Annotated in this window: 18 protein-coding genes and 1 tRNA gene; 7 read left to right on the plus strand and 12 right to left on the minus strand. The window is 64.3% G+C overall.

What is annotated here, in order from left to right:
- Window positions 1-7: 7 nt before the first annotated feature.
- Entirely contained in the window at window positions 8-787 is a 780-nt protein-coding gene (locus tag FJU11_RS04865; protein ID WP_141165907.1) for an SDR family oxidoreductase, read from the plus strand.
- A gap of 39 nt (window positions 788-826) precedes the next feature.
- On the opposite strand, the gene FJU11_RS04870 is transcribed toward FJU11_RS04865, so the two are convergent.
- The 3 genes from FJU11_RS04870 to FJU11_RS18440 form a co-directional block, all read right to left on the minus strand.
- Window positions 827-1,846 carry an ABC transporter permease gene (locus FJU11_RS04870; RefSeq protein WP_141165908.1) on the minus strand — a complete coding sequence of 340 codons (1,020 nt, stop codon included), beginning with the start codon at window positions 1,844-1,846 and terminating at the stop codon, window positions 827-829.
- Entirely contained in the window at window positions 1,843-3,366 is a 1,524-nt protein-coding gene (locus tag FJU11_RS04875; protein WP_210242841.1) for a sugar ABC transporter ATP-binding protein, read from the minus strand. Before FJU11_RS04875 ends, FJU11_RS04870 begins: the two co-directional genes overlap by 4 nt.
- A gap of 76 nt (window positions 3,367-3,442) precedes the next feature.
- Window positions 3,443-4,432: a substrate-binding domain-containing protein gene (locus tag FJU11_RS18440; RefSeq protein WP_141165910.1), complete on the minus strand. Its 990-nt coding sequence runs from the start codon at window positions 4,430-4,432 to the stop codon at window positions 3,443-3,445.
- Window positions 4,433-4,700: 268 nt separating this feature from the next.
- On the opposite strand from FJU11_RS18440, the gene FJU11_RS04885 reads away from it, so the two are divergent.
- A complete protein-coding gene (locus FJU11_RS04885; RefSeq protein ID WP_141165911.1) occupies window positions 4,701-5,447 on the plus strand; it encodes a FadR/GntR family transcriptional regulator in 747 nt (248 codons plus the stop codon).
- A gap of 40 nt (window positions 5,448-5,487) precedes the next feature.
- Here FJU11_RS04885 and FJU11_RS04890 read toward each other — a convergent pair.
- Window positions 5,488-5,564: transfer RNA gene (locus FJU11_RS04890), tRNA-Ile, on the minus strand.
- A 166-nt stretch (window positions 5,565-5,730) separates the two neighbouring features.
- Between FJU11_RS04890 and FJU11_RS04895 the strand changes: the two genes are divergently transcribed.
- Entirely contained in the window at window positions 5,731-6,471 is a 741-nt protein-coding gene (locus tag FJU11_RS04895) for an SIMPL domain-containing protein (RefSeq protein ID WP_141165912.1), read from the plus strand.
- A gap of 55 nt (window positions 6,472-6,526) precedes the next feature.
- Here FJU11_RS04895 and FJU11_RS04900 read toward each other — a convergent pair whose 3' ends face one another.
- The 4 genes from FJU11_RS04900 to dnaG all read right to left on the minus strand — a co-directional run bounded on the left by FJU11_RS04900 (window position 6,527) and on the right by dnaG (window position 12,849).
- Window positions 6,527-6,949 (minus strand): secondary thiamine-phosphate synthase enzyme YjbQ, encoded by a 423-nt coding sequence (locus tag FJU11_RS04900; RefSeq protein WP_141165913.1) that lies wholly within the window; start codon window positions 6,947-6,949, stop codon window positions 6,527-6,529.
- Between the two features lie 304 nt (window positions 6,950-7,253).
- Complete coding sequence (rpoD, locus tag FJU11_RS04905; protein WP_141165914.1) at window positions 7,254-9,296, minus strand: RNA polymerase sigma factor RpoD; 2,043 nt, start codon at window positions 9,294-9,296, stop codon at window positions 7,254-7,256.
- 453 nt (window positions 9,297-9,749) lie between these two features.
- Window positions 9,750-10,769 carry a mechanosensitive ion channel family protein gene (locus tag FJU11_RS04910; protein WP_235890820.1) on the minus strand — a complete coding sequence of 340 codons (1,020 nt, stop codon included), beginning with the start codon at window positions 10,767-10,769 and terminating at the stop codon, window positions 9,750-9,752.
- A 109-nt stretch (window positions 10,770-10,878) separates the two neighbouring features.
- The gene (dnaG, locus tag FJU11_RS04915; protein ID WP_141165916.1) at window positions 10,879-12,849 is read right to left on the minus strand and encodes a DNA primase; all 1,971 of its coding nucleotides are present in this window, start codon (window positions 12,847-12,849) and stop codon (window positions 10,879-10,881) included.
- Window positions 12,850-13,254: 405 nt separating this feature from the next.
- Between dnaG and FJU11_RS18890 the strand changes: the two genes are divergently transcribed.
- On the plus strand, window positions 13,255-13,341 hold the full coding sequence (locus FJU11_RS18890; protein ID WP_456320049.1) for a small membrane protein YohP: 87 nt from the start codon (window positions 13,255-13,257) through the stop codon (window positions 13,339-13,341).
- 46 nt (window positions 13,342-13,387) lie between these two features.
- Here FJU11_RS18890 and FJU11_RS04920 read toward each other — a convergent pair whose 3' ends face one another.
- Complete coding sequence (locus FJU11_RS04920) at window positions 13,388-13,837, minus strand: GatB/YqeY domain-containing protein (protein ID WP_141166028.1); 450 nt, start codon at window positions 13,835-13,837, stop codon at window positions 13,388-13,390.
- 279 nt (window positions 13,838-14,116) lie between these two features.
- Here FJU11_RS04920 and carA point away from each other — a divergent pair, with 279 nt between their 5' ends.
- A complete protein-coding gene (carA, locus tag FJU11_RS04925; RefSeq protein ID WP_235890821.1) occupies window positions 14,117-15,358 on the plus strand; it encodes a glutamine-hydrolyzing carbamoyl-phosphate synthase small subunit in 1,242 nt (413 codons plus the stop codon).
- A 37-nt stretch (window positions 15,359-15,395) separates the two neighbouring features.
- On the opposite strand, the gene FJU11_RS04930 is transcribed toward carA, so the two are convergent.
- Both FJU11_RS04930 and FJU11_RS04935 read right to left on the minus strand, forming a co-directional pair.
- Window positions 15,396-16,781: an MATE family efflux transporter gene (locus FJU11_RS04930; protein ID WP_141165917.1), complete on the minus strand. Its 1,386-nt coding sequence runs from the start codon at window positions 16,779-16,781 to the stop codon at window positions 15,396-15,398.
- Between the two features lie 338 nt (window positions 16,782-17,119).
- Window positions 17,120-17,512: a hypothetical protein gene (locus FJU11_RS04935; protein WP_141165918.1), complete on the minus strand. Its 393-nt coding sequence runs from the start codon at window positions 17,510-17,512 to the stop codon at window positions 17,120-17,122.
- A 332-nt stretch (window positions 17,513-17,844) separates the two neighbouring features.
- On the opposite strand from FJU11_RS04935, the gene carB reads away from it, so the two are divergent.
- Together carB and FJU11_RS04945 are read left to right on the plus strand one after the other, a co-directional pair.
- Complete coding sequence (gene carB, locus FJU11_RS04940) at window positions 17,845-21,342, plus strand: carbamoyl-phosphate synthase large subunit (protein WP_141165919.1); 3,498 nt, start codon at window positions 17,845-17,847, stop codon at window positions 21,340-21,342.
- A gap of 230 nt (window positions 21,343-21,572) precedes the next feature.
- Window positions 21,573-22,217, plus strand: a complete 645-nt coding sequence (locus FJU11_RS04945; protein ID WP_407946665.1) for a hypothetical protein — start codon at window positions 21,573-21,575, stop codon at window positions 22,215-22,217.
- 20 nt (window positions 22,218-22,237) lie between these two features.
- Here FJU11_RS04945 and FJU11_RS04950 read toward each other — a convergent pair whose 3' ends face one another.
- Window positions 22,238-23,452 carry a CynX/NimT family MFS transporter gene (locus tag FJU11_RS04950; protein WP_235890823.1) on the minus strand — a complete coding sequence of 405 codons (1,215 nt, stop codon included), beginning with the start codon at window positions 23,450-23,452 and terminating at the stop codon, window positions 22,238-22,240.
- Window positions 23,453-23,488: the final 36 nt, after the last annotated feature.

A 23,488-nucleotide genomic window follows, 5' to 3' on the forward strand; every position in this document is an offset into this window, starting at 1 on the left:
ATTCGACATGACCGGACGACTGAGCGGAAAATCGATCCTGATCACAGGCGCGGCGCAGGGGATCGGCCTGGCGATGGCCCGCGCCTTCCTCGCCGAGGATGCAGCCGTCGCCCTCCTCGATTCCGACGCGGAAGAACTGCAGCACGCGCTTTCCTCGCTCGGCGGCCCTTCCGGGCGCATCTTCGCGAAGGTTGCGGACATCACGCGACCGACCGATTTCACGGATGCGATCGCCGAGGCGGAAGAGACGATCCCGCCGCTCAACGCGCTCGTGAACAATGCCGGTATCAACGTCTTCCGCGACCCGCTGGAGACGACCGACGACGACTGGCAACTCTGCCTCGACGTCGATCTGAAGGGCGCGTGGAACGGGATCCGCGCGATCCTGCCGCGGCTGATCGAACGTGGTGGCGGCGTCGTGCTCAACATCGCATCGACCCACGCCTTCACCATCATTCCGGGAAGTTTCCCCTACCCCGTCGCCAAGCACGGTCTCATCGGCCTGACGAAAGCGCTCGGCATCGAATACGCGCCGCGCGACATACGCGTGAACGCACTCGCGCCCGGCTACGTCGCCACCGAAAAGGTGATCGCCTACTGGAATTCATTTCCCGATCCGGAGGCAGCCAAGGCACGCACGCTCGCCCTGCACCCCGGTGGCCGGATCGCAACGCCCGAAGAGATCGCGCTCGCCGCGCTCTTCCTCGTCTCCGACGAGTGCCCCTTCATCAACGCGACCTGCCTGACAGCGGACGGCGGCTTGAGCATCCTGCACCATCCGGCCTGAAAGCCGGATGAAGCAAACGGAAAGCCAGTCCGCCACTATCTATGTCGGCAGCCCGACCCCGCCTCCGCCGGCGCGCTTCTGCTGGATGACGACGGCGATCACCAGCAAGGCACCCTGCGCGATATCCTGATAGAACGAATTGACGTTGAGAATGATCAGCCCGTTCTGAAGGACGCCGAGAAGGATGACGGCGAGAACGGTGCCGACGATGGTGCCGCGTCCGCCCTGGAGCGAACATCCGCCGAGGGCCGCCGCCGTGATGGACTGCAGTTCGAGCCCCTGACTGCCGGAGGTCGGCTGGCCGGAGCCCGTTCGTGCCGTCAGCAGAATGCCGGCCAGCGCCGCGACGACGCCGACGAGGACGTAGACGCCGAGCACGTAGCGATTGAGCGCGATACCGGCGAGACGAGCCGCCACCGCATTGCCGCCGACGGCATAGATGTTTCGCCCGATATCCGTGTAATGCAGCATGAGCTGGATCGCGACGGCGACGAGAATGAGGATCCAGATCAGCACCGGGATGCCGAAAACGTTGCCCCTTGCGAGAAAGACGAACACGGCATCCGTGCCCGTGTACCCTTGCGCGCGGCCGTTGGAGATGACGTTGGCGAGCCCGCGATAGGCGGCGAAGGTCGCAAGCGTCGCGATGACGGCGTTGACCCGGCCGTAGATGATGACGATGCCGTTGAAGAGCCCTGCGGCCGCACCGACGACGAGCGCGCCGACGATGCCGGCCGTCGCACTGCCGGTCGCCATGAAGATCATCGCCGAGGTGACCGAGGTCAGCCCCGCCTGCGACCCGACCGAAATATCGAGGCCGCCGATCAACATGACGACGGTCTGCACCACGGCGAGGATGCCGACGATCGCCACCGTCGTGCCGATCGTGGCGAGGTTGGAGGTATAGAAGAAGTTGCTGTTCTGGCTGCCGATGAAGGCAACCAGCAAGATCAGCGCGATCACGAGGCTTATGTTCTGCACGCCGATGGCGTTCAGAACGCGCCGTGCCCTTCCTTCTTTCGGCCGGGCATCGGCGCTTTCGTTCGTTTGCGTCGTCATGCGGCCTCTTCCTCCAGGATCGACAGGCCGAGGATATTCTCTTCGCTCGCCTCGTCGCGGCCGAGTTCGCCCGAAACGCGCCCGCGTTGCATGACGACGATGCGATCCGCGAGGCCGAGAACCTCCGGCAGTTCCGACGATATGACCAGCACCGCGGCACCTTCGGCGGCAAGCTGATCGATGATCGCGTAGATATCGGCCTTCGCGCCGACATCGACGCCGCGCGTCGGCTCGTCGAGAATGAGCAGCTTCGACCGGCGCGCGAGCCAACGGGCGAGCACGACCTTCTGCTGGTTGCCTCCCGAAAGCTTGGAGACCTCGTTGTCGAGGTTCGGCGTGCGCACGCTCAATCGGCGGGCATGGCGTGCGGCCACCTCGCGTTCCTGGCGCCTTCGAATGACGTGCCATCGGCTGAGCTGGCCGACGATGGCGAGCGAGATGTTGTCCTTGACCGACCGTTTCATGAGAAGCGCCTGCGTCTTGCGCTCCTCCGGCGCTAGGCATAGCCCGGCGCGGATCGCATCGCGCGGCGATGTCGGCTTCATTTCCTCACCGTCGACCAGAATGGTGCCGCCGGTGACCGGCAGATCGCCGATGATGGCGCGCGCGAGTTCGGTCCGGCCCGCCCCCACCAGGCCGGCAAGCACCACGACCTCGCCGGCATGGACGTCGAAGCTGACGTCGTGCACGTCGGCGCTCGTCAGATTGCGCAGGCTCAGGATCGGGCGGCCGGGTTCGTGCGAGGTATGGTGGAAGAGCGTACTGAGATCTCGACCGACCATCATGCGTACCAGTTCGCTATCGTCGGTCTCATCCGCCGGACGCTCACCGACGACGCGCCCATCGCGCAGGACGAGAACGCGTGTCGCAACGCGGAAGATTTCCTTCATCCGGTGCGAAACGTAGATGACGGCGATGCCGTCTTCGCAAAGCCGGCCGATGAGATGGAACAACGCCTCCGCCTCGTGATCGGAGAGCGAGGATGTCGGTTCGTCGAAGGCGATCACGCGCGGCTTGCCGACCAGCGCCCGCAGGATCTCGACGATTTGGCGCTGGGCGGGTGAAAGGTCTCGCCCGTAGGCGCGCGGATCGAGGAGGCCGGAAAAGCCCGCTCGCTCGATATCCGAGCGAGCCATTTCGAAGAGCCGTGCCCGGTCGACGAGGCGACCGTTGCGGGGCAACGCGCCCACATAGACGTTCTCCGCTACGCTCAGATTGCCCATGATCTCGGGCTCCTGCGCGACGACGCGGATGCCGTTCCTTCGCGCGTCCACCGGCGAAGCGAAAGACACTTCGTTACCGTCGAGCACGATCCGGCCGCTATCGGCGGCGTGCGCCGCGCTCATGATCTTGAGAAGCGTCGACTTGCCGGCGCCGTTTTCGCCCATGAGGGCAAGCACCTCGCCTGCTCTCGCCCTCAGCGTTACGGCATCGAGTGCCTGAACACCCGAAAAGCCCTTGCTGACGTTGTCGAGAACGAGGACCGCTTCGTCCGTGTCTTGCAATTGCGAGGCTGCCACGAACCCACCCTGCGACGGCGCGATCGCGGGGGATCGCGCCGTATTCGCCCTGTTGAAAGAAGACCGGGTACGCCGCCTAGCTGCAGCTGCCCATGACCGACTTCCAGTTTTCCGGCGTGACGATCGTGGTTTTGGCAACCGTCTTCTTCGGCAAGGGCTTGTCGTCACGTACGGCGTTGACGAGCGTGCGCACGGCGGCGCTGCCGACATCGCGACCGCTGATGTAGAGCGCAGCCTTGTTGCCGGTCTTCTGTCCGGCGTTCCAGTCCTTGCAGACGAGATAGCCGCCGAGTCCGACGCCGATGATCCCGTCGGCGGGAATGCCGGCATTGCTGAGCGCCGTCACGGCGCCGGTTTCGCTTTCGTCGTTGCAGCCCCAGACGACCCAGTGCTTGATGTTCGGGTGGGCGGTCACGACCGCGCCAGTCCGGTTCTGCGCATCGACGGTGGAATTGTCCGTGCCGATGTCGACGACCTTCGGCATGTCGCCGGAGATCGCTTCCTTGAAACCGGCCAGCGCACCTTCCTCACGGTTCTGGCAAGCCGAAAGACCAGGCTTGTAGGCGGCCGCGATCAGCGTTTCATCGGCCTTCCAGCCAGCCTTGGCGTAAAGCTTCCCGGCGGCGAGCCCGACCTTGTGGCCCATGTCGTTCCCGTCGAAGCCGACGAACGGAATCTCCTGGCCGTCGCCACTCTTCAGGGCATCGTCGGAGGCGAGCAGCGGAATGCCGGCTTGCTTGGCCATGTCGACGACCTGCGGTCCGATCTGCTGGTCCGGCGCAACCATGGCGATGCCGTCGACCTTCTGGCCGATCATCACGTTCATCGCGCTGATGGCGGCGTTCGAATCGGTACCGACGTCGACGATGTTCACCTTCACGTTGCCAAGCTTCTTCGCCTCTTCCTTGGCGCCCGCGGCCTCGTCGACGAAGTACTGCTGGTCGCCCTGCTTCTGGATGTAGGCGATCGTCACGGGCTTGTCGGCCGCGTGTGCACCGCCGACGGCGAGCGTCAGGCAAACGCCCGCACCCAAGGCGAAACGATAAAAGGACCGGTAAGACGGCATCGAGAACTCCTCCCTACTCGCTGCGTATGACGAAAATCATTATCATGATTTTTGCGCCGAACAAGTCGGCCTTTTTAATCATAAGATATGATCTATGCTATCGTCGCATCGATGGGTTCTCATTTCGCGTCCGGCCGATCGGCGCGTAGCGGCAAGCGCCGGACGCGATATTTATCGACACCACATACATGCGTTATATGCCTTTCATGAAGATCGTTTCGCGTAACGATCATCCGAAGACGGCTCTACGGCCGATGCTGGAGAAGCGATGCCGGACGAACTGGAAAATGGTTTGGCTCACGGCGGCGATCGGCCCGATACGAAGAACCTGCATCGCGATGTCGTCGATATCATCGCAAGGCGCGTTCTGACCGGCGAGTATCGCGAGAACGAAACGATCCCCGGCCTCGAGAATCTTGCCGAACAGCTCGGCACGAGCCGGACGACGGTGCGCGAAGCCGTGCGTGTCCTCTCGGCAAAGGGCTTCGTCGACTCGCGCCGCAGGGCGGGAACGCGGGTCAATCCGCGCTCTCAATGGAACCTCCTGGATCGCGACGTCCTCGCATGGCTGCTCGACGAGAACATCGCCCACGACATCAGCGAGGATCTGCTCGTCCTTCGCCGCATCATCGAACCGTCGGCGGCGATGCTTGCCGCGCAGAACGCCTCGGCCCGCCAGCTCGCCGAGATCGAGGACGCTTTCCATCGCATGCGCGCGAGCCTTCCGGACGACATCGACGGTTGCTGCCAGGCGGACGTCGATTTCCATATGGCGCTGCTTGCGGCCAGCGGAAACGCGTTTCTCGAACAGCTCGCCCACACCATCCGCTCGGCCCTGCTCGTCACCTTCGAACTGACGACGCGCCTTGCCCAGTCGCATTCGGAAACCCTGTGGCTTCACGAAGCTCTGGTCGAGAACGTGCGAAAGCGCGACGCGACCGCCGCCGGCGCGACGATGACCGATCTTCTTGCCAAGGCGGAGAGAGATCTGGGTTCCGGTGCTCCCGAAGCCTAAGTGCCGGCGTGAATCGCAATTCAAGGTAAACGGCGGGAATTGGTGGGCCCGGAGGGACTCGAACCCCCAACCAAGCGGTTATGAGCCGCCGGCTCTGACCAGTTGAGCTACAGGCCCACCTTGACGGGCCGGCGGGGCGATGGAACCATGCCGGCTCCGGCAGCGCCCGCTCTAGCGGAATTGAACGAAGCTCACAAGGCGCGGCGAGAAGCTGCCGCAAAGAGCCCACATTCGCCACGCATGGGAGGCGCGGGCAATGTCGAAACCAGGAGAACTTTCAGCCATGTTCATGCCGCGTACGCTCTCGGCTGCGTTCATCGTCGCCGCCGGGTTGACGGCTCTTGCCCCCTTGCCCGCGAGCGCGCAGAGCGAAAGCAGCGTCGCCAACGAGCCGGGTACCATCACCGTGACCGGCGAAGGCACCGCGAAGAAGGCGCCGGACATGGCGGTGATCACCCTGACCGTTCTGCGCCAGGGCGAGACGGCCCGCGCAGCGCTCGACGCCAACAATTCGGCCATGGGCAGCGTTCTTTCTGCGATGGAATCGGACGGCATCGCCGAGAAGGATCTTCAGACCTCCGGCTTTTCCATCAAGCCGCGCTACGCGACCGCCAAGAACAAGGACAGCAATTCCGAAAGCACGCAGATCGTCGGCTATCAGGTGACCAATACGCTGAGCGTGCGCATTCACGATCTCTCCAAGGTCGGCGACATCCTCGATCAGTCCGTCTCGCTCGGCGTCAACCAGGGCGGCAATATCCGCTTCACGAACGAGGATCCCTCCGCGCCGATGAGCGAGGCGCGCAAGAGCGCGATGAACGACGCCATCAGCAAGGCCAAGGCGCTGACGCAGGCCGCCAACGTCGAACTCGGACCGATCAAGCTGATCACCGAGGAGACGAACAGCATGCCGCCCGCCCCCATGGCGATGATGCGGGCAAAGCAGTCCGGCCCCGTGCCGATCCAATCCGGCGAGAACGAATTCCAGGTCACCGTGAACGTGACGTGGGAGATCAAGCAGTAAGGTCTCGTCGGCGTTTCCGGTCCGGATGTTCCGAAAACGCTCCATCGTGAAGCGTTCAGCTCACATGCAGGACGATTTCGCGCCGATGGGGGCGCGTGCGGTGCTCGAAGAGATAGATACCCTGCCATCGTCCGAGCAGTGGACGTGCGTTTGCGACGGGGACGGACAGGGAAACCTGCGTCAGCGCCGACTTGATATGGGCAGGCATATCGTCCGGGCCTTCCAGACGGTGGACCAGATAGCCCATCGACGCGTCGTCGGCAGGCGGAACGAGCCGGGCGAAGAACGCTTCCAGATCCGTGCGAACATCGGGATCGGCGTTTTCCTGGATAATGAGCGATGCGGAGGTATGACGGACGAACACCGTCAGCAGTCCCTCCTCCGTGCCACTGTCGCGCACGAAGCGTTCCGCCTCGGCGGTGAACTCGTAGAGCCCTTGGCCGCGCGTCTCGATGGTGATGCTCGTCGTTCGGCCCATGTCGCCTGCACTCCCAATTGCGTCCGCCAAGCCGCCCGTGTTCGATCGATGACTTTTCGCGGTTGCGCTAGCGCACGCCTGCAGGCCACGATGCAGTCGAAGCCCGCCGGGCGAAAATCACCGCCATAGGGAGAAATCGTCTTCTCGTTCGGCCTGACTGCACCGAATACGGTGCCCTTCACGACCTGCAATCCATCTTCAGCGATCGTTCGTCGGCGATGCATCCGTCGTCGGTAGCAGGCTTCCGAATGGCCAACGAAGGAGGAGCATACGCGATGCCCCTCCTTCGAAAGAAGGACGGCGACTAGCCGTCGAGGAAGGAGCGCAGCTTGCGCGAGCGGCTCGGATGCTTGAGCTTGCGCAGCGCCTTCGCCTCGATCTGGCGAATGCGCTCGCGGGTCACCGAGAACTGCTGGCCGACTTCCTCGAGCGTGTGGTCGGTGTTCATGCCGATGCCGAAGCGCATGCGCAACACGCGCTCTTCACGCGGCGTGAGCGAAGCGAGCACACGCGTCGTCGTCTCGCGCAGGTTCGCCTGGATCGCCGCGTCGATGGGAAGCGTCGCGTTCTTGTCCTCGATGAAGTCGCCGAGATGCGAGTCCTCTTCGTCGCCGACCGGCGTTTCGAGCGAGACCGGCTCCTTGGCGATCTTGAGGACCTTGCGCACCTTTTCGAGCGGCATCTGCAGCTTTTCGGCCAGTTCCTCCGGCGTCGGCTCGCGGCCGATCTCGTGCAGCATCTGGCGCGAGGTCCGAACGATCTTGTTGATCGTTTCGATCATGTGCACCGGAATACGGATCGTGCGTGCCTGGTCGGCGATCGAGCGGGTGATCGCCTGCCGGATCCACCACGTCGCGTAGGTGGAGAATTTGTAGCCGCGGCGGTACTCGAACTTGTCGACCGCCTTCATGAGGCCGATGTTGCCTTCCTGAATCAGATCCAGGAACTGCAGGCCGCGGTTCGTGTACTTCTTGGCGATAGAGATCACGAGGCGAAGGTTCGCCTCTACCATCTCCTTCTTCGCGACACGCGCCTCACGCTCGCCCTTTTGAACCATATGGACGATGCGGCGGAACTCCGAGACCGAGATGCCGGTCTCCGTCGCGAGGCTCTGGATCTCGCCGCGCAGGTCACGAATGCGGCCGTTTTCCTCGCGCGCGAACTCCTTCCAGCCCTTGCCGGAAAGATTGCCGATCGACTTCATCCAGTTCGGGTCGAGTTCGTTGCCCTGATACTGTTCGAGGAATGCAACGCGGCTGACGCCATGCGATTCGGCCAGGCGCAACAGCCGGCCCTCGTTCTGCACGAGCCGCTTGTTGATGTCGTAGAGCTGCTCGACGAGCGAATCGATGCGGTTCTGGTTCAGCGCCAGCGACTTCACCGCCTTGATCAGCTGGTCCTTCAGTTCCTTGTAGCGACGCTCCTGCGCAGGCGAGAGCGTGCCGCTCGCCGCCAGTCGCGCCTCGACCTGCTGGTCCTGAAGCTTCCTCAGCTTGCGGTAGGTCTCGGCGATCGTATCGAACGTCTCCATCACCTGCGGGCGGAGCTCGGCCTCCATCGCCGCAAGCGAAAGGTTCGATTCGTCGTCGTCCTCGTCGTCTTCCTCGCCTTCGGCGGACACGCCCTCGCCGCCGACATCGGTGACGTCGTCGCGGGACCTTCGCTCCTGGCGAGCCTGCTCCTTTTCCTCGGCAGCCTTGCGGTCGGCCTCGATCTTCTCGGGGCTCTGGAACTGGGGCGCCGCCTTGGCCTCGGGACCGGAATAGGTCGTCTCGAGATCGATGATCTCGCGAAGCAGCGTCGCGCCTTCGTTCAGTTCGTCGCGCCAGATGATGATCGCCTGGAAGGTGAGCGGCGATTCGCACAGGCCGGCGATCATCGTTTCGCGCCCGGCCTCGATGCGCTTGGCGATCGCGATCTCGCCCTCGCGGGACAAAAGCTCGACCGAGCCCATCTCGCGCAGATACATGCGGACGGGATCGTCGGTGCGGTCCGTCGGCTCTTTCTTCTTGGTCGTCGTCAGCGCGGAAGAGCCGGTCGCGGCGACCTCGGTCGACTCGCTCTCTGTCCCTTCGTTGTTGGAATTGGCGGCCTCTTCGGCCTCGTCCTCCTCGACGACGTTGATGCCCATGTCGGAAAGCATCGACATGGTATCCTCGATCTGTTCGGAGGTGACCTCCTCGGAAGGCAGCACGGCGTTGAGCTCGTCCATGGTGACGTAGCCACGCTTCTTGGCCGCCTTGATCATCTTCTTGACGGCGTCATCCGAAAGGTCGAGAAGCGCGTTGTCGCTTGCGCCCTCGCGTTCGGTTTCCGCCTCGTCGTTTTCCTTGACCTTGGTAGCCATAAGCCCGTTCAATCCTTGAAGCGTTCCAGTCTGCAGCCTCGATGCACGGCCCATCGAGCGGTAATGTGCACATTCTCCACGCGTTCATCGTAACAGCGTGTCATGAGCGGTGGACGAGTTCGAATCCCGTTTGATCAAACGTTCCGCGACCGATCCGACCTTCGAACGGTCGATCGGTCCATGCCGACGGGCCCAAGCCGCCCGATGCTGCTCTAGCGCAGAGAACCTTTGTGATTGCCGTAAACCTCTCGCTCGTCAAGCGCCGGACGGCGAAACCGTTCCCGCTCGCGTTCGAAGTTCCTGCGTTGCAAATGCGCCAGTCGTCAGCCTTTTCAAGGGCGCCCGTCCCGCACGACGCCTTCACGAAACCATTCCGATGTAAGCATTCGCCACGAAAGCGCAAGCGATAGCGGACACTTCCGTCGATTTCATACCATGATTCTCCAACCGGGTTCACGCGAAGCGATCCTGAGGCTGCTCGCGGTGCGTGTCGTCGCGCGTTCGCGCCGGTGTGCGACCCGCGGCAGCCGGCCAACCTTCGCGCTGCACGCCACGTTTGCCGTCCGCTTCCTCGGTCTGGTCGTGGAAGAGCAGAACCTGCGTGTCGAACGGCATGTCGATGCGGGCGGCATCGAGCGCCTTCTTGACGCTTTCGAGCACGCGCGCCTGGGCATGCACGACGTCGGTGCGCGTGGAATTCGTCCACCACCGTGCCCGCACCACGACCGCCGACGCCGCCAGGTCGACGACGAGAACCTCCGGCGCCGGATCGCTCTCCACCTCGCCAATTTCTGCGATCGCGGCGAGGATGACGGCGCGTGCCTCCTCGATCGAATCGCCGTAGCCGATGCCGATGTCGTATTGCGACCGGCGGATTTCATGGGCGGTATTGACCGTCACCGCGTTCGAATAGACGTCGGCGTTCGGGATGATGACCCGTCTGCGATCGTAGGTCGTGATGATCGTCGCGCGGGTCTCGATCCAGTCGACCGTGCCCTCATAGCCGTTGATGACGATCTGGTCGCCGACCTGGAACGGCTGGCGGATGAGAAGCAGCAGGCCGGCGAGCCAGTTCTGCAATATGTCCTTGAAGGCGAAGCCGAACGCGACGGACCCAATGCCGAGCCCTGCGACAAGGTCGCCCGGACGCAACGAAGGAATGACGATCGTCAGTGCGACCAGCAGGCCGAAGAGGATGACGATCCACTTCAGGAACGAGCCGAGCACCTCGCCGAGATTGATCCGTTGGCGCCGGCGCGCCCACGCATCGAAGATCCGGCCGATCGCCCAGCCGGCCGCTATGAAGAGCACAAAGATCACGATGGCGACGACGATATTGGGCAGGAGGCGCTGGAATCCGACGATCCAGTGTTCGACCTTCGTCCAGACGAAGGCGGGATCGAGATCCATCGCCTGACCCATCGTCTGCGGTGCGCCATGCCCTGCAGCGGCGTCCAACTGACGCTGTGCCACCCTTCCAACCTCCAGCGGATGCCATCTGTAGATTACCGACGCGACATAACGGCCAAACCGGCGAAAGGTTGCCGTCATTCTGGTCCGAGGACGACCCGAAGTCGAAACGCTAACGGCCGGAAAGCGTGCCGAAACCGTCGATGATCGCTTCCTGGTGTTCGAGCCGCTGCACCTCGATCTGCACTTCCTGCAAGGCGCGCATGAGGCGCGGCACGCCACCGTCGTCGCCCTCCTCCGTCGCTTGTGCGATGTCGCGTTCGAGTTCCGCCTTCTGGGTGCGCAGCGCGCGCGTGCGCTTGTGAAGGGCAAGGGCCTGCTGGAAGCCGCCGCGCGCGTCCTCGAAGGCGGCCGTCTCGGTCGCCGTCCACAGACGAGCGTTTCGAACCTGCCGGTCGATCGTGGCGATCAGTTCCGAGAAGCCTTCGAGCGCGAGCCTTTCGACGACGACCGCGCGCTCGAGCGCCGCCTCGCCACCGGCAAGGCCGAGAAGGCCGGGCCACATGCGCGAAAGGTCCCGATCGTCGAATTCGAGCGCGACGATCTCGTCGAACTCCTCTTCGAGCAGGATCGGATGGTTGACGACGGTAAGCGCCAGCACGCTTTCTCGAAGCGGCGGCAGATGCACGTGTCCACGCACGATGCCCGAGCGGGTCAGCCGTTCCGATACCGACCATCGCCGCCCGGCCAGTCCGCCGCGCTCCGCACCGTCGCGCCCGCCCCGGCGATACCCGCCGCGTTCGCCGCGCGCGGATGACCGGCCACGCTCACCGCGCGAGCCGTCGCCGGAGGTCGCGAAGAAGGCGTTCAGCCGCTCACGCATCTCCTGCGCGTAGTGTCGGCGCACGCTCTCGTCGCCGATCGTGGCCGTGACCTGGCGCATGCGCGCCTCGAGGGCGGCCCGGCGTTCGGGCGTGTCGAAGACGCCGGAGCCCGCCTCGCGCGCCCACAGCATGCCTGCGAGCGGGCGGGCGGAGGCCAGGACCCTGTCGAAGGGTTCCCGACCGCCCTCGCGCACCAGATCGTCCGGATCGCGCCCTTCCGGCAGCAGCGCGAAGCGCACCGACCTTCCGGGCTTGAGGGCCGGCAACGCGAGATCGACCGCACGGTTCGCCGCGCGCATGCCGGCCGTATCGCCGTCGAAGCAAAGGGTCGGCTGCGCGACCATGCGCCAGAGCATTTCGAGCTGTCGCTCGGTCAGCGCCGTTCCAAGCGGTGCGACGGCGTTCTCGACACCGGCCTGATGAAGCGCGATCACGTCCATGTAGCCTTCGACGGCGACGATCGTCTCGGCTCCGCCGGCACCCTGGATCGACTTTCGCGCACGGGCGAGATTGTAGAGGACGGCACCCTTGTGGAATAACTCGGTCTCGTTGGAGTTCAGGTATTTAGCCGGCGCATCGTCGTCGAGCGCACGGCCGCCGAAGGCGATCACGCGACCGCGCGAATCCTCGATCGGAAACATCACGCGGTTGCGAAAGCGGTCGTAGGAAACGGCGATATCCGGCCCGTGGACGACCAGCCCGCAGGCTTCGATCTGGTCCTGCCGGATACCCTTGCCCGCGAGATATTCCTTCAGTGCATTGCGGCTTTCCGGCGCGAAGCCCAGCCGGAACGTCGCGATCGTTCTGCCCGAGAGCCCGCGCGAGCGCAGATAGGCACGTGCCCGGGCGCCGCCGGCCGCCTGCAGCCTTTCCTCGAAGAAGGCCGCGGCCATCTCCATGACATCGACGAGCGAGCGGGTCTCGGCTTCGCGGCGCGCTTCCTCACGGCTTTGTACCGGCATTTCCACGCCAGCGAGCCCGGCGAGCTGTTCCACGGCTTGCGGAAAGGGAACGCTATCGAGTTCGCTCAGGAACTTGAAATGATCGCCCGACACGCCGCAGCCGAAGCAATAGTACCGCCCCTTGCGATCCTCGCAGTGAAAGCTCGGCGTGTTCTCGCCGTGGAAGGGACAGCACGCCCAATAGTCGCCGCGCGCGGCGTTCGTTTTGCGCCGATCCCACGTGACGCGCTGGCCGATCACATCGGAAATCGGCACGCGTTCCCGGATGTCGTCGAGGAAGGACGGAGAAAAGCGCATGAGCCAGGGACCGCCGGCAGCTTGAAGGAATGCGTGCAGACAAAGACCTTTCCGCACGCAAGGTCAATCCGAGGTGCGGGCGAAATGTTCGTCGGCGGCATCTACCGGACGGGGTCCGACCGATGCGACTTTCCGGCTTGGCCTTGAAACGACGAACGGAATGCCCATTTGAAGGCTTGTGCGGCGCATCCCGTAAGGTCGATGCGCCCTTGGCCTTCGACGCTTCTGCCCGACCACGGATGTACTGGCGCGGCTCAAGCGAGGCCATGATCTCGTACGAGACGAAGCCGTTGGGTTTTCAAGGCCCGACGGCTTTTTCGTATGCAGTATTCACGCGTTCGGGGAACCCGAAGCGCGCCGATGAATTGAGCATGGCACTTCGCGCCGCTTCAGGAGAAAGCCAGCATGCTCAAATTCATCGGTATCGTCATCCTCGTCATCTTCCTCATCGGCCTCGCCGTCGTCCTCGGCCTCTTCAAGCTCATCTTCTAGGACGTGAAGGCCGAAGGCACCGGGGCAACGGCCGGACGGGTGCCGATCAGCGCAGCAGGCCCTTCACGACGCCGGAAGCCTTGGTGAAATCCATGCGGCCCGGATAGCGCTGCTTCAGCGTATTCATGCACTTGCCCATGTCGCGCAGCCCTTGCGCGTTCGTCTCCTCGACGACGGAGCGGCAGAGTTCCTGCACCTCCTCCTCGGGCATCTGTTCGGGCATGAACTGCCGGATGACCGCGATTTCCTCGCGTTCCTGCTCGGCGAGTTCCAGTCGCGCGGCCTCTTCGTAGGCAGCGACCGATTCCTCGCGCTGGCGGATCATCTTGACCAGGATCAGCATGATCTCGTCGTCGCCGACCGGCTCCTTGCCGGACGCGCGATTGGCGAGATCGCGGTCCTTCACCGCCGCCTGGATGAGACGGATCGTCGTCAGACGCCGCGCATCCTTGGCCCTCATCGCTTCCTTGAGCGATTCTGCGAACTTCTCGCGCAATCCCATCATCGTCTCCCGGCTGGGCCCCGCGATCCTACTGTGGCCGAGCCTGCCTTTGCAATCGTAATGCCGGTTCCGTCAAGCGCCGGATCGGTTCGCCCGCGCTCGTACGCCTGCCACGCGGTCGATCGATTGACCCGCACGGGAGCGTTCAATATAGCTGGAACCGTTCCTGTCCGATCTTGAAATCCGTACGGCGGCCAATTTGGCGGCGGCACGGTTTCGCCAGCAAGATGGCGTCCGTTCGGCCATGCTTCAAGAGGAAAGCGCACGCGCATTATGGGTGAAACGATGACGCACGCCGATACCCCGTCCCCCGAAAATCACGACACCGGTTGGTCGATCGAGAAGCCGACGGCCCTTCTTGTGCTTGCGGACGGTACCGTCGTCGAAGGCAAGGGAGTGGGCGCGAGCGGCAGCGTGGCCGCCGAAGTCGTCTTCAACACCGCGCTCACCGGCTATCAGGAAATCCTGACCGACCCTTCCTATTTCGCCCAGATCGTCACCTTCACCTTTCCGCATATCGGCAATATTGGGACGAACGAGGAAGACATCGAGGATCTTTCTCCGGACGCCCGCTTCACCGCAGTCGGCGCCGTCTTCAAGGCGGACATCACCGAACCGTCGAACTATCGCTCGGTCGGGCATCTCGATGCCTGGCTCAAGGCGCGCGGCATCATCGGCCTTTCGGGCATCGACACGCGTGCGCTGACCGCGCGCATTCGCGAAACGGGCTCGCCCAACGCGGTCATCGCGCACGAGCCGTCCGGCAATTTCGACATCGAAGCGCTGAAAGCCGAGGCGAAAGGATGGCACGGGCTCGAAAAGCTCGATCTTGCGCGCTCCGTCACGGCGAAGGGTTCGTCCGCATGGAGCGAGACGCCCTGGCTGTGGGATGCCGGATACGGCACCGGCGAGGACGGCAGCGGCGCGCACATCGTGGCGATCGACTATGGCGTGAAACGCAACATCCTTCGCCTTCTTTCCGGCCTCGGCTGCCGGGTGACGGTCGTCCCGGCTTCGAGCAGCGCGCAGGACATTCTGGCGCTCGAGCCGGACGGCATCTTCCTCTCCAACGGCCCCGGCGATCCGGCCGCGACCGCGGAATATGCCGGTCCGATGCTGCGCACGCTCGTCGACAGCGGCATTCCGATGTTCGGCATCTGCCTCGGCCACCAGCTTCTCGCGCTGGCGCTCGGCGGGCGCACGGTGAAGATGCATCAGGGCCATCACGGCGCGAACCATCCCGTGAAGGATCATACGACCGGAAAGGTCGAGATCGTTTCGATGAATCACGGCTTCGCCGTCGATGCGACATCGCTGCCCGACGGCGTGGAAGAAACCCACGTCTCGCTCTTCGACGGCTCGAACTGCGGCTTGCAAGTCGTCGGAAAACCGGTCTTTTCCGTCCAGCACCATCCGGAAGCCTCGCCCGGCCCGCAGGACAGCCATTACCTGTTCCGCCGCTTCTTCAACCTGATCCGGCAGGCAAGCGGCGAGCCGACCCTCGCCGAGCGCTGAAGCCAGCCTGTCCGCGGAAGGTTGGCGCTAACCCCGATCACACGAGACCGAGCGCCTCGCGGTGCTGGAAACGCCACGTCGCGAGGATGGCGGCGGTCACCAGACCGCCGGCCAGACCCAGCCAGACACCGACGCCGCCGTAATCGAGCTTGAAGGCGAGGATGTAGGCCATCGGCATGCCGACGATCCAGTAGCTGAAAAGCGCCAGCATCATCGGTACGCGCGTGTCGCGCAGGCCGCGCAGCAGACCAGCCCCCAATACCTGCATGCAATCGGCAAGCTGGAAGCAGGCCGCGACGGCAAGGAACGGCACCGCGGCCGCGAGCACCCGCCCGGACAACGGATCGTTCTCATCGAGGAACAGGCCGATCAGCCATTTCGGCACGAGCCAGAAGAGTGCCGCACCCGCAAGCGAGACGACGACGCCGAGCGCGACGACGGCACCGGCCGCCCGCGCCAGCGCCTGTCGGTCTCCGCTGCCGTGCGCTTGGCCAACGCGCACCGTCGCGGCCTGCGAAAGGCCAAGCGGAACCATGAAGGCGATCGCGGTGATCTGCAGCACGATCCCGTGGGCGGCGAGCGCAACGGTGCCGAGCCAGCCCATCATCAGCGACGACATCGTGAAGAGGCCGACTTCGGCGATGATCGTCGTTGCGACCGGGAAGCCGAGGCGCAGCACTTCGGCGAAGACCGGCCAGTCGGCCCGCCACATGCGCGTGAAGAGCGCATAGGCCCGGTAGGCGCGCGCCTTTCCGGCGACGAGTGCGAGCAGGACGAAGATGATGGTGTTGGTTCCCAGCGAGCCGACCGCCGCCCCCCGGATGCCGAGCGCCGGCGCGCCGAGCTCGCCGAAGATGAAGGCGTAGCCGACGACGAGGTTGGCAAGCGTTCCGCCGATCATCGCCCACAGAATGATCTGTGCGCGGCCGATCGCCGTGAAGAACGCACGCAACGCCATGACCCCGAGGCCCGGAAACAGTGCCCATTCCGCAATCCGCATGTAGTCGCCCGAAAGGGCTGCAATCTGCGGCTTCTGGCCGGCCAGAAGAAGGAGCGCCTCGGTAAAGTGCAGCGGCACCACCATGACGGCACTGTAGATGAAGACCACCCACAGGCCCATGCGTACGGAACGGCGCACCAAAGTCGCGTCCCCTCGCCCATGCGCATGTGCCGCGACCGGCATGACGGCGTTCGTGAAGCCGGCACCGAAGATATAGACGATGAAGAAGACCTGCGTCGCGAGCACGCCGGCGGCGAGGTCGCTCGCGCTCAACCGGCCGAGGAGCAGGAGATCGGTCGTGTTGATCGCCATCTGTGCGAGTTGCGCACCGGCGAGCGGAATGCCGAGCGTGACCGTGGCGACGAGATGCGAATGCCAGCTCTGGTCCGGGCGGACCTGCGGCTGTGTCTCGAACTCGACCATGATCGCCGTCCCTTCGACCACCGACGGATGCCGGCTGCCCGCGGAAAATTCGTCCGCGAGCTAGCCGGAAGGAGCACCAGCGAACCGCCGGAACGAAACGGGCTTATGAAGTGGGTCTCGGTGCAAGGCAAGAGATCGGGCACGCCACGAACGTATCGCGGTGGTGCGATGCTTGGATGCCGGCCAGATACGACAAAGCCGGCGAGCATGTCGTGCGCCGGCTGAAACTCGAATATCGGTAGTTGAAGAGAGATCGACCGGGTGCGCCATGCGGAGCGAACCCGGTCGATGCATTCATCCGGTACGACGAAGTAAAGCCGCGCCTGCCGAAGCCGGTCTCACTTCGTGTAGAGCGTGATCGTGCCCGTTGCGGCATCCAGCTTGGCGGCGGCGATGCTCGAAACATCGACGTTCATGCCCTGGAGCTTCTGGCTCAGATCCTGGTTCTTCATGATCGCTGCCTGAAGCGACTGCTGCTCCTGCTCGGTCGTATTGAGCGGCGGCGTCGAGCTCGAGCCGGTCGTATGGTCGGTGTTTGCCATATCGGCCGTGGACGCGATCTGGACGTCGGCAGCCTTCGCCGTCTCGAGCTTGGTGGAGACGTCAGCCATCGACATCGTGCTGGCATCGCTGCTCGTCATGGCGTTGTCGTTGGTCTGGGCGAACGCCGGATAGGACGCGATGGTCGAGCCCATGAGGACGGCGGCGAGCAGTGCGGTGGTGCGTTTCATCGTGGTTACCTTTTGATCTTTTATCGGAACTTGCGTTCCTTCGCGTCCAGACAACCCATCCGACCGTCCAGTGTTCCCGCGGCCGCCCAAAATTTTTCCGCATGATGACGAACTTGAAAAATTAAATCCTTTACACGGGTTTGTGATTCGCCGGGATGCGTTAACCACGAGGTCCGGCTAGCAGATATTTCCGTGCGTCGCCGCCTTTCGTGCGGGGTTCCGTTCGGGCGCGGGTTTGCCTATAAGGCGCTTCTAGCCCGTAGCCCTAACTCTTTGCCGCCGGTCGACGCCTCGCGTACCGACAGCAGAGCAGCCTGCCCGATGGATGAGCCATGCCCAAACGTACCGATATCCAGTCGATCCTCGTCATCGGAGCCGGACCGATCATCATCGGCCAGGCTTGCGAGTTCGATTATTCCGGTACGCAGGCGATCAAGGCGCTGAAGGCCGAAGGCTTTCGCATCGTGCTGGTCAATTCCAATCCGGCGACCATCATGACGGATCCGGAACTGGCCGACGCGACCTATATCGAGCCGGTCACGCCCGAAGTCGTCGCCAAGATCATCGCCAAGGAGCGACCCGACGCGCTGCTTCCCACGATGGGCGGACAGACTGCGCTCAACACCGCCCTCTCGCTGCGCCGCATGGGCGTGCTCGAACGCTACGGCGTCGAGATGATCGGCGCCAACGCCGAGGCGATCGACAAGGCGGAGGACCGCGCCCTCTTCCGCGAGGCGATGGCCAAGATCGGGCTCGAGACGCCGGCCTCCATTCTCGTCAACGCGACGGAGATCAAGAATGCCGACCGTTCCGCGCACGAGGAAAAGCGCGCCGACCTCAAGGGTCGCTTTTCCGGCGACGAACTGAACGACGCGCTCGATACGCTCGAAACCGAATGGAACCTCGGCGAGGTCACGCGCAAGCAGCGCTACATGAGCCACGCCATGGGACGTGCGGCGACGGCGCTCGACGAGGTTGGCTTGCCGGCGATCGTCCGCCCCTCCTTCACGCTCGGCGGCACCGGCGGCGGCATCGCCTACAATCGCTCGCAGTTCTTCGAGATCGTCGAGCGAGGCCTCGACGCTTCCCCCACCACCGAAGTGCTGATCGAGGAATCCGTGCTCGGCTGGAAGGAGTACGAGATGGAGGTCGTCCGCGATCACGCGGACAACTGCATCATCATCTGCTCCATCGAGAACGTCGACCCGATGGGCGTTCATACGGGCGATTCGATCACCGTCGCCCCTGCCCTGACGCTGACGGACAAGGAATACCAGCTGATGCGCAGCGCCTCGATCGCGGTGCTGCGCGAGATCGGCGTGGAGACCGGCGGCTCGAACGTGCAGTTCGCCGTGAACCCGGATACCGGCCGCCTCGTCGTCATCGAGATGAACCCGCGCGTGTCGCGCTCCTCCGCGCTCGCATCCAAGGCGACGGGCTTTCCGATCGCCAAGATCGCGGCCAAGCTCGCCGTCGGCTACACGCTGGACGAGCTGGAAAACGACATTACCGGTGGCGCGACGCCGGCCGCCTTCGAGCCGTCGATCGACTACGTCGTCACCAAGATCCCGCGCTTCGCCTTTGAGAAGTTCCCCGGCTCCGAGCGCACGCTGACGACCTCGATGAAGTCCGTCGGCGAGGTCATGGCGATCGGCCGCACCTTCGCCGAAAGCCTGCAGAAGGCGCTGCGCGGGTTGGAGACGAACCTCACTGGCCTCGACGAGATCGAGGTGCCGGGCCTTTCCGGCGATCCGTCCGATGACCACAACGCGCTGCGCGCAGCGATCGGTACGCCGACGCCGGACCGCCTGCGCATGGTAGCACAGGCGATGCGCCTCGGCATGAGTGCTGCGGAAGTTCACGAAGGCTGCCACATTGACCCGTGGTTTCTGGCGCAGATCGAGGCGATCCTCGCTATGGAAGCGCGCGTTAAAGCGCACGGTCTGCCGAAGGACGCGCAGAACCTGCGCATGCTGAAAGGCATGGGCTTTTCCGACAGCCGGCTCGCCTACCTCGCCGACATGCGCGAGCGCGACGTCGCGAAGCTGCGCACCGAACTCGACGTGCATCCCGTCTACAAGCGCATCGACACCTGCGCCGCCGAGTTCGCTTCGCCGACGGCCTACATGTACTCCACCTACGAGGTGCCGTTCGCCGGAGCCACGCGCTCCGAGGCCGACGTTTCGGACCGCAAGAAGGTCGTCATCCTCGGTGGCGGGCCGAACCGCATCGGCCAGGGCATCGAGTTCGACTATTGCTGCTGCCACGCCTGCTTCGCGCTGAACGATGCGGGCTACGAATCGATCATGATCAATTGCAACCCGGAAACGGTGTCGACCGACTACGACACCTCCGACCGGCTTTACTTCGATCCGCTGACGGCCGAGGACGTGCTCGAAATCCTGCGCGTCGAGAAGGAAAAGGGCACGCTTCACGGCGTTATCGTGCAGTTCGGCGGCCAGACGCCGCTGAAGCTCGCCGAGGCGCTTGAAGCCGCCGGCATTCCGATCCTCGGTACGGCACCGGACATGATCGACCTCGCCGAGGACCGCGACCGTTTCCAGCGGCTGCTGACGAAGCTCGACCTTCGCCAGCCGAAGAACGGCATCGCCTATTCCGTCGAGCAGGCCCGGCTCGTCGCCGGCGAGCTCGGCTTCCCGCTCGTGGTGCGGCCCTCCTACGTGCTCGGCGGACGGGCGATGCAGATCATCCACGACGAGACGGCGCTTTCCAACTACCTGCTCGGCACCGTGCCGGAACTCGTGCCCGAGGAGATCAAGGCGCGCTATCCGAACGACAAGACGGGCCAGATCAACACGCTGCTTGGCAAGAACCCGCTGCTTTTCGACGGCTATCTTGCGAACGCCATCGAGGTCGACGTCGACTGCATCTGCGACGGCACGGACGTCCACGTCGCCGGCATCATGGAGCACATCGAGGAAGCCGGCATCCATTCCGGCGATTCGGCATGCTCCCTGCCCGTTCATACGCTCAGCCACGAGACCTGCCAGGAACTCGAACGCCAGGCCGTTGCGCTCTCGCGCGGGCTTTCCGTCGGCGGGTTGATGAACGTGCAGTTCGCCATCAAGGACGGCACGATCTACGTGCTGGAAGTCAATCCACGTGCTTCGCGAACCGTCCCCTTCGTTGCCAAGGCGATCGGCGCACCGATCGCCAAGATCGCCGCGCGCGTGATGGCAGGCGAGACACTGGATCCGGTCATGAAGGCCTACGGCCACCGGCCGGATCCGAAGGCCCTCGGCCATATCGCGGTGAAGGAAGCCGTCTTCCCCTTCGCCCGCTTCCTCGGCGTCGACACGCTGCTCGGTCCGGAGATGCGCTCGACCGGCGAGGTGATGGGCATCGACACGGACTACGCGCTCGCCTTCGCCAAGGCTCAGCTCGGCGCCGGCGTCGACCTGCCGCGGGCCGGCTCGGTCTTCGTGTCCGTGCGCGACAGCGACAAGGAGCGCGTTCTGCCGGCCGTGCGCCGGCTCGTGGAGCAAGGCTTTTCGGTGATGGCGACCGCCGGCACCGCACGCTACCTGACCGATCAAGGCGTCGAGACCCAGAAGATCAACAAGGTGCTCGAAGGCCATCCGCACGTCGAGGACGCAATCCGCAACCGCCAGGTCCAGCTGATCTTCAACACGACGGACGGCGCCAAGGCGATCTCCGACTCCAAGTCGCTCCGCCGCGCGGCGCTAATCCAAAAGGTGCCCTACTACACGACGATGGCCGGCGCGCTCGCCGCCTCCGAAGCGATCGAGGCGCTGAAGGGCGGCAACCTGGAGGTCCGGCCGCTGCAGGGGTATTTCGAGCTGCAGTAACGGCAAATTCTACCTGCTGGCCCTTCTACTCTGGGGGCAGCGAGGCAGCCGCTTCACGAAATCGGGATAGGATCTCTTCGGGATAAGGCGAACGGCAAAGCGCCGAGAACGTTGAGCGATCGTTCCAAACGGGAGCCGCAGCGCGCGATCGGCGCGTGGCCGATCCCGCAATTCCCGGAGATTACCCAATGATATCGACACGACGGCTTTCCATACTCACCGCTGGCGCCATGATTGCAGCCGGCATGGCATCCGGCGCAAACGCTGCCGGCATGAGCAGCGATACCGGTATGAGTGCGAACGGCAACGCTTCGCAGAGTTCGAGCAAGCCGGCGCTCGCCAAGCAGACGCATATCCGCGGCACGATCACCGATTACTCCGACAACACGCTGAAGGTCGAGACGAAAGACGGGCAGACGGTGAAGGTCGGCGTCGACGACAAGACGAAGGTCGCCGGATTGAAGAAGGCCGAAGCTTCGGACATCGGCAAAGGCGATTTCGTCGGTATCGCCTCGATCCCCGGCAAGGGCGGCGGCAGCGACGCCGTCGAGGTGCTGATCTTTCCAGCCGCGATGAAGGGTGCCGGCGAAGGCAGCTATTCCTGGGACCTCACCGACGATTCGAGCATGACGAACGCGACCGTCGCCAATGCGGTGAAGAACGTCGACGGCCGCAAGGTGACGCTCACCTACAATGGCGGGCAGGAAAAGACGATCTCCATTCCGAAGGATACGCCGATCGTCACCATCGCCAAGGCCACCCGTGACGATCTGAAGAAAGGCAACAAGGTCTTCGTCAGCGCCAGCGGCATGAACGGTAACGACACCGCGTCGATGATCATGGTCGGCAACAACGGCGTCGCTCCGCCCATGTGAGCCGTGCGGTTTCCGGGCGATCAGCCCGGGATCGCCCGCGCGCCGACGTGCAGGTTCCGCCCCGCGCCGAGGCCGAAGGCGAGAAGCGCCGTACCGATGCAGGCAAAGAGGATACCGGCGGCCGTAAAGCCGCCGGTGAGATCGCGGATGATGCCGATCGCGAGCGGAGCCAGGGACGCCAGCAGGTAGCCCACGCACTGCGCCATGCCCGACAGATGAGCGGCGACGTGACTGTCCGGCGACCGGCGCACGATCATCGTGAGCGCGATGGCGATGAGGCCGCCCTGCCCCGCCCCTTGCAGGATCGCCAATATCCATCCGAGCGACAGCGGCAGGAAGACGAAGCCGACGAGCCCGAGCGTCGCGAAGAGGGCCAGTGCCGTGTTGACCGGTCGTTCGTCCCGGCAGCGCGCGGCGACCAGTGGCGTAGCAATGCACGAGACGACCTGCACGAGGATGGAAAAGGAGACGAGCGCGCCGGCATCCCCGGCGGCCATGCCACGCGTTCGCAGGATCGTCGCCAGCCAGCCGAACACCGAATAGGCGAGCGAGGCCTGCAGGCCCATGAAGAGCGTGACCTGCCAGGCAAGCGGATCCCGCCACAGCCCTTCGACGGAACGCGTCGCCCGCCGCGCGCGACTGGAGTTGCCGAATACCTGAGGTAGCCAGACGAGCGCCGCGATCACGGCCGGCAGGGCCCATATCGCGAGTGCCCCCTTCCATGAGCCGGAAAAGGCGCGTTGCAACGGTACGGTAACGCCTGCCGCGACCGCGGCACCGAGGGTCAGTGCCATCGTATAGAGGCCCATCATCAGCGATGCGTGGTCGGAGAAGTCGCGCTTGACGAGGCCGGGCATCAGCACGTTGCCAACGGCGATGCAGGCGCCGGCAATCGCAGTACCGAGAAAGAGCGGCACTGTGCCGAGCCCGCGCATCGCGACGCCGACGACAAGCAGGAGCAGCAGGACGAAAAGCGTGCGTTCGGCGCCGAAGCGGCCCGCAAGCCGTGGTGCGAGCAACGCGAAAAGGCCGAGGCACACGACCGGCGCGGTCGTCAGCACGCCGGCGGCGAAAGCCGAAATCCCGGTACCTTCGATGATGTCGGGCAGAAGCACCGAAGCGCTCGAAAAGACCGGACGAAGGTTGAAAGCGACGAGCACGAAGCTCGCGGCGAGGAACAGGCGCGCCGCGCGTGTGGTACCGGCCCTGTCGCCTGTCGACGGTTCGCGTGTCATTTGAGCCATCCTCTCGCCGGGGTCGCATGCGCACGG

Origin of the sequence: Pararhizobium mangrovi (assembly GCF_006516965.1) — a bacterium.
Classification (GTDB): Bacteria; Pseudomonadota; Alphaproteobacteria; order Rhizobiales; family Rhizobiaceae; genus Pararhizobium_B; species Pararhizobium_B mangrovi.

Bases quoted from the DNA above. Each gene is read 5' to 3' on its own strand.
- FJU11_RS04865 (WP_141165907.1), top strand. From the start codon at position 8: ATGACCGGACGACTGAGCGGAAAATCGATCCTGATCACAGGCGCGGCG.
- FJU11_RS04870 (WP_141165908.1), bottom strand. From the start codon at position 1,846: ATGACGACGCAAACGAACGAAAGCGCCGATGCCCGGCCGAAAGAAGGA.
- FJU11_RS18440 (WP_141165910.1), bottom strand. From the start codon at position 4,432: ATGCCGTCTTACCGGTCCTTTTATCGTTTCGCCTTGGGTGCGGGCGTT.
- FJU11_RS04885 (WP_141165911.1), top strand. From the start codon at position 4,701: ATGCCGGACGAACTGGAAAATGGTTTGGCTCACGGCGGCGATCGGCCC.
- FJU11_RS04895 (WP_141165912.1), top strand. From the start codon at position 5,731: ATGTTCATGCCGCGTACGCTCTCGGCTGCGTTCATCGTCGCCGCCGGG.
- FJU11_RS04900 (WP_141165913.1), bottom strand. From the start codon at position 6,949: ATGGGCCGAACGACGAGCATCACCATCGAGACGCGCGGCCAAGGGCTC.
- rpoD (WP_141165914.1), bottom strand. From the start codon at position 9,296: ATGGCTACCAAGGTCAAGGAAAACGACGAGGCGGAAACCGAACGCGAG.
- dnaG (WP_141165916.1), bottom strand. From the start codon at position 12,849: ATGCGCTTTTCTCCGTCCTTCCTCGACGACATCCGGGAACGCGTGCCG.
- FJU11_RS18890 (WP_456320049.1), top strand. From the start codon at position 13,255: ATGCTCAAATTCATCGGTATCGTCATCCTCGTCATCTTCCTCATCGGC.
- carA (WP_235890821.1), top strand. From the start codon at position 14,117: ATGGGTGAAACGATGACGCACGCCGATACCCCGTCCCCCGAAAATCAC.
- FJU11_RS04930 (WP_141165917.1), bottom strand. From the start codon at position 16,781: ATGGTCGAGTTCGAGACACAGCCGCAGGTCCGCCCGGACCAGAGCTGG.
- FJU11_RS04935 (WP_141165918.1), bottom strand. From the start codon at position 17,512: ATGAAACGCACCACCGCACTGCTCGCCGCCGTCCTCATGGGCTCGACC.
- carB (WP_141165919.1), top strand. From the start codon at position 17,845: ATGCCCAAACGTACCGATATCCAGTCGATCCTCGTCATCGGAGCCGGA.
- FJU11_RS04945 (WP_407946665.1), top strand. From the start codon at position 21,573: ATGATTGCAGCCGGCATGGCATCCGGCGCAAACGCTGCCGGCATGAGC.
- FJU11_RS04950 (WP_235890823.1), bottom strand. From the start codon at position 23,452: ATGACACGCGAACCGTCGACAGGCGACAGGGCCGGTACCACACGCGCG.